Origin of the sequence: Sulfurovum sp., assembly GCF_041551015.1 — a bacterium.
Lineage (GTDB): Bacteria > Campylobacterota > Campylobacteria > Campylobacterales > Sulfurovaceae > Sulfurovum.
In genome coordinates this window covers 1-5355 of sequence record NZ_JBFENQ010000121.1, presented here as the reverse complement: position 1 = coordinate 5355, position 5355 = coordinate 1, and the positions used below count along the sequence as shown (strand labels likewise).

Genomic DNA, 5355 nt, shown 5'->3' with positions numbered 1-5355 from the left:
GTGCAATAGCAGTTTGAAATGCATCCAAGTGACTTAAACTACCTTCTAACAGACTATCATATACTTTCACTACATCCTCTGGCATACCTACTGATGCATGCTCTAGATCATCTATATCAGTAATTTCTATAAGTTCACCAATTTTAAGTGCATCTAGCAGTGATTTCTCACCTTCGCTTACACATGTATCATAAAGCTCTTGCAATACAGGTAATACAAAGTTACCTACACTTTCTTCATCAACATCTTCGATGCTCACACCATACTTCTCACACAAACCTCTTGCAGAATCAATATGTCTCTGCTCTGATAGCTGAATAGATGCAAAAGTATTTTCATTTGTATAGATATTACCTAATGTAATATAAACATCTCTAGCTACTTTCTCTTCTTGATAAATGTAAAAAAGCATATCTTTTTGTTCTTCAGTAAGAACTACTATAGTATCATCAGTTTCTTTTTGGGCATATACAGAAGATGAGAGTAATGTCACTCCACTTACACCTGCAACTAACATTTTTGTTAAAAAATTTCTACGACTTTTAATATTATTATTCATGTTAATCCTTTTAGACTGTTTTTATTAACAATGCAAGTATAAGATAATAGTATGAAGAGAGTGTGAAGATGAAAATTCACACTTTAATTATATGTGGTGGATAAGGTCATCCATTCCTAATTGACTGGTATTTGTCTTACCCATTACAGCCATGATGGAACGTACACCATAAAGAAGTTCATTATGATAATTTGCAACATGCTTAGCTTTTTGCAGAACAAGATACCTACTTCGTTTTATCTCATCCATAGTAGCCAAACCTACAGGACAATTCCGTCCCCCTGCCCCAGAACATTCACGCGCACGTATACACCCTGCTGAGATCATAAATCCTCTTGCGATGTTTATGAAGTCGGCACCGTAGCACAGGAGTTCTACTACATCATCTGGTGTCAGCACTTTTTCTGCAGCAATGATCTTGATCTCATCACGTAAACCATATTCAGTTAAAACTTCATCAACAATACGTAATGATTCTCGTATAGGCAGTCCTATCCTACTCATCATTTCCAGTGGTGCAGTAGCAGAACCACCATCACCGCCATCTATAGTGAGAAAATCAGCGATACTCTTCCCCTCTTCTTTTCTATGTTTAAGTGCTTTGGCATAAAGTTCAAACTTTTCTCTGGTAGAGATAACTATCTTAAATCCTACAGGTTTATATGAAAGTTCTTGTAGTCTGGAAATAAAGTCAAAAAATGTTTCCATATCATCTGCATAAGGAAAACGGTTTGGACTTATAAGGTCTTGATGTGCGGGTATACCTCTATAGTACGCAATGTCATCATTAACTTTTGCAGCTAAAAGTTTCCCTCCTGTTTGCTTTGCACCCTGAGCAAGCTTTAACTCAGTCATACAACAAAAACGCATCACTTTTCTATAACGTTCTTCATCAAACTTTCCATCTGCATCTCTGACACCATAAAGTCCACTTCCAATTTGTAAAGTGATATCCGGTAGTCCTTCGGGTACATGTATAGGGAATTTATCCAAAGATTTGGTCCAATCTATACGATAGTAAGCCAATTTATTGTCATCAAAAATAAAAGTACCTCTGTCTTTTTGACGAACAACCATTTTTTTATACACACGCTGTGATACTTCTTTGTTGGTGATTAAACGTAAAAATCTGAAAACCATTCTTGCAAACCATGTGCCTTTTTTTATCTCAAGACAAGGACTGCTACAATCCTGTAGATTAAGTGGCGCAAAAAAATTAGAAGTAAGTCCACCTTCACCAGTATTGATAGGAAACTTTCCTCTGAAGGCTCCTAAAGAAAATGCACGTGTACCCTCTGGTGAGATAGCACCATCACTCATAGCTGAACGTCCAATGATACTTCTACTCACATAGGGGATTTTTCTGTTCTTGCCAAAAACAACGCAAAGTTCTTTATCTACTTCATTGACCTCTTTCACAAAGTTAGCATGTTTAAAAAGTGTCTTTTGATTACCGTAAGGTTTAGAAGGTGAAAATGAAATATAGGAATTTTCCCTTCTTGCCGATTTATTTATCCATTCAATTTTTTCAAAAGAATCATAGAATGTTTCATCACCAAAATACTGACGCATAGGATTACGCAACAAGTAAAAGAGGTATCTCATTCGTCCTATAAGTGGATAATTAATAAGAAGCTGATTTTTTCTTTGTATGAATCTGTCATAAATAGCAACAGCGATGAGAACAAAAAAAAGCACCGTAAGTAAAAGTTTGAGTAATACACTCCAATCTGAAGTGAAAAATGGAAAATACACAAGTAAGTTTTCTTCATTCATCACATTTATCCTTAAAAAGTGCTCTATCTATACTGTATTTCCCTGCACCATAACTAACAAAGATCATAAGAAAAAGCAGATAATACAGTGGAATCTCAATTCCACTGTTTACAGCAGAAAACCCATTAGGTAAATGAACAAAAAATATTGCCCCCAACATCACACATGAAAGCAAGATGGAAATATAACGAGTAAACAGTCCCAATACTAAAAGTACAATGCCTATAGACTCAATACCCGAAACCAGATACGTAGTTAACGTCGGCAGCGGTATAGATATGTTTTCAAACCATAGTATTGTCTCTTCCAAATAATTGATCTTAGATAATACTGGTGAGGTAAACCCATATGCCAAAACCAAACGTAAAATTAAAAGAATAAGGTTTTTAGGATAAGCTAAAAGAACAGCAACCTCTCCCATAAAATCTTTCATATATACTCTCCCCTTAAGCTTAGTGAAATACTCTGCAATTGAGTATACATTTTTTTAGCTGTACAGTAAATGTAAAGAAGAAATCTTTAAGTTGGTGTAGATCTAAATCGGCACTCTCCAAGAGTGATTGTCTTTCCTTTTTCTATCTGAGAAAGAATATATTTAAGAGTACCTTCAGCATCTGTATCAGGCATCTCCTTTTCTATCATGTGTAAGGCATCTTTTTGGCTGGTTTTTTGCCAAGTTTTTTCGTAAGTATATTGGGTATAGATATCTACCACTTTATATCCAACCAAGTTCAGCAAAGATAGGTTCCATCTCTAGCCACCAGTTTTCAAACCGTACAGAAACTTCAGCAATAGCATCGTCTTCCTCTTTCCATTCTTTGAGTTTCTCTAAAATTAATGGTTTGTTCTCATCAGATACTTTACTTGACTTTTGTACATGGTTAATAACCTCTTCAATTCTCTTTTTCATACATAACTCCTTTGATCTTATTCTAGTTCAATCTTCTATAATTGTCAATATATTTAAATTGATTAGTAAATTTTAGCTAAAATGATGTAATTAAGAAAAGGGGACTGTCCATGCCTACACAATTCATCAAAGAATTTATCAAAAAAGAATCATCTGCCGGTATTTTACTGATCTTTGTCACAATTTTAGCACTGCTCTTACAAAACAGTTTTATGTCTGCATTCTATACAAGTTTTTTACATACACCTGTAGAGGTCAGATTTGGAGATCTTCAGATAGCTAAACCTCTTCTTTTATGGGTCAATGACGGACTTATGGCAGTCTTTTTCTTCCTTATAGGTCTTGAGGTCAAACGTGAAGTCAAAGAAGGTCATCTCTCTTCTCTTTCTCAGATTACACTTCCTGGTATTGCTGCTGTAGGTGGTATGGTGGTACCTGCTTTAGTTTTCATCTTATTTAACAGAGGTAATGACTTTTCTATGAATGGATGGGCTATCCCTACAGCTACAGACATTGCCTTTGCATTGGGTATTTTGTCTTTACTAGGTAGCAGGGTTCCTATCTCTTTAAAGATATTTTTAATGACATTGGCTATTATCGATGACTTAGGGGCTATTGTGATCATTGCTCTGTTTTATACCAGTGAACTCTCAACTATGTCCATTACTATTGCAGCCATCGCACTACTGATACTTTTAATTATGAACCGTATGAATGTTGCTATCAAATCAGCCTATATTGTCGTAGGTATTATTCTATGGGTCTCTGTGCTTAAGTCTGGAGTTCATGCTACACTTGCAGGGGTGGCTCTTGCCTTTATGATCCCTCTATCATCCAAAGACAAAGAGGGAAACACCTTCTCTATGGCAAAAGAGATGGAACATGATCTACACTACTGGGTTGCATTTATAATCTTACCTCTTTTTGCTTTTGTGAATGCCGGAGTAGATCTCAAAGGTATTTCTATTGAGGAGATGGCTGGTCCTGTGCCACTGGGTATCATGTTTGGTCTTTTTGTTGGTAAACAAGTAGGGGTATTCGGGTTTTCCTGGTTAGCCATAAAAATGGGTATAGCTTCATTACCAAAAGAGAGTAACTGGACCTTGCTTTATGGTGTGAGTGTCTTAACAGGTATAGGTTTTACCATGAGTCTTTTTGTAGATACCTTGGCTTACAATGATACGCAGATCTATCACTATGCAGACAAGCTTGCCATTCTTCTTGGCTCATTTCTCTCTGCTATTGTAGGGTATCTTATCTTACGCATGAAAACTGGAAAATAAAGTATATGAGAGTATTGAGATTTTATAGAAATTAAAGTTCTTTTATCCTATCATATATATAGACGCATAGTCTATAACTAATAAAAAGGAAAGAAAATGCTTAAAAAGAAAAAGATTAAAAAGTACATCAAAAAAGAGATGGACAGCAGACTAAAAAAAGAGTTAAAACAAGAGATCAAAAAGCATATCAAAGACTATAAGAAAAAAGAAAAAGCAGAAAAAAAGAAAAAGTAAGACAACATGTCTCTAACCTCGTTCACTACACTTACTGAACGAGGAAAACTACAATATACGCATCACAAATAAATAACTTCTCCCGGCTCGACTATATGTACTTTCTTCTCCAGTACATTTTCCAATACACTACGTAAAATAACCTGTTTGTCCGTTTCTCCATGAATGAGAAAAATACGATTAAGATCTTTCATCTGTGATACCCATTTTACGATAGCACTCTGATCCGCATGAGCGGAAAAACCATTCACAGTATGAATACTCGCTCTTACAAGGATTTCTTCTCGGTAGATCTTAACCCAACGTGCCCCGTCAACCATTTGCCGTCCTAAGGTACCAACCACTTGATAACCCACAAAAATGACAGCATTTTTTCGATTCCACAGACGATGCTTAAAATGGTGAAGAATCCTCCCCCCTGTACACATCCCACTACCTGCGATGATAATAGCACGACGATCAACATCATTGATGGCTCTGGACGCTTCAACATCCGGAGTAAAGGTAAGTCCTTCAAAATCAAAAACAGTACCATCACGCTTTTTGTAATCCTGGCATTTTTGATTAAGTAGTTCGGAATAATTATTATATAC

Annotated in this window: 8 protein-coding genes; 2 read left to right on the top strand and 6 right to left on the bottom strand. The window is 35.9% G+C overall.

Annotated features, from left to right (window positions below):
• The 5 genes from ABZC96_RS08045 to ABZC96_RS08025 form a co-directional block, all read right to left on the bottom strand.
• Positions 1-559: DUF2202 domain-containing protein (locus tag ABZC96_RS08045; RefSeq protein WP_373030328.1), on the bottom strand; the 559-nt coding region annotated here is incomplete at its 3' end.
• 87 nt (positions 560-646) lie between these two features.
• Positions 647-2335, bottom strand: coding sequence for a glutamate synthase-related protein (locus tag ABZC96_RS08040; RefSeq protein WP_373030326.1), 1689 nt, complete (start codon positions 2333-2335; stop codon positions 647-649).
• Complete coding sequence (locus ABZC96_RS08035) at positions 2328-2768, bottom strand: DoxX family protein (protein ID WP_373030324.1); 441 nt, start codon at positions 2766-2768, stop codon at positions 2328-2330. Before ABZC96_RS08035 ends, ABZC96_RS08040 begins: the two co-directional genes overlap by 8 nt.
• Positions 2769-2854: 86 nt before the next feature.
• Positions 2855-3049 (bottom strand): hypothetical protein, encoded by a 195-nt coding sequence (locus ABZC96_RS08030; RefSeq protein ID WP_373030322.1) that lies wholly within the window; start codon positions 3047-3049, stop codon positions 2855-2857.
• Between the two features lies 1 nt (position 3050).
• A complete protein-coding gene (locus ABZC96_RS08025; protein WP_373030320.1) occupies positions 3051-3245 on the bottom strand; it encodes a hypothetical protein in 195 nt (64 codons plus the stop codon).
• A 110-nt stretch (positions 3246-3355) separates the two neighbouring features.
• On the opposite strand from ABZC96_RS08025, the gene nhaA reads away from it, so the two are divergent.
• Both nhaA and ABZC96_RS08015 read left to right on the top strand, forming a co-directional pair.
• Positions 3356-4528, top strand: coding sequence for a Na+/H+ antiporter NhaA (gene nhaA / locus ABZC96_RS08020; RefSeq protein WP_373030319.1), 1173 nt, complete (start codon positions 3356-3358; stop codon positions 4526-4528).
• A 96-nt stretch (positions 4529-4624) separates the two neighbouring features.
• On the top strand, positions 4625-4762 hold the full coding sequence (locus tag ABZC96_RS08015; protein WP_373030318.1) for a hypothetical protein: 138 nt from the start codon (positions 4625-4627) through the stop codon (positions 4760-4762).
• Positions 4763-4824: 62 nt separating this feature from the next.
• On the opposite strand, the gene ABZC96_RS08010 is transcribed toward ABZC96_RS08015, so the two are convergent.
• The coding region (locus ABZC96_RS08010) for an MBL fold metallo-hydrolase RNA specificity domain-containing protein (RefSeq protein ID WP_373030316.1) at positions 4825-5355 on the bottom strand (531 nt) is incomplete at its 5' end.

Excerpts from the sequence above, each read along its gene's own strand:
- ABZC96_RS08040 (WP_373030326.1), bottom strand. The coding sequence starts at position 2,335 with ATGAATGAAGAAAACTTACTTGTGTATTTTCCATTTTTCACTTCAGAT.
- ABZC96_RS08035 (WP_373030324.1), bottom strand. The coding sequence starts at position 2,768 with ATGAAAGATTTTATGGGAGAGGTTGCTGTTCTTTTAGCTTATCCTAAA.
- ABZC96_RS08025 (WP_373030320.1), bottom strand. The coding sequence starts at position 3,245 with ATGAAAAAGAGAATTGAAGAGGTTATTAACCATGTACAAAAGTCAAGT.
- nhaA (WP_373030319.1), top strand. The coding sequence starts at position 3,356 with ATGCCTACACAATTCATCAAAGAATTTATCAAAAAAGAATCATCTGCC.
- ABZC96_RS08015 (WP_373030318.1), top strand. The coding sequence starts at position 4,625 with ATGCTTAAAAAGAAAAAGATTAAAAAGTACATCAAAAAAGAGATGGAC.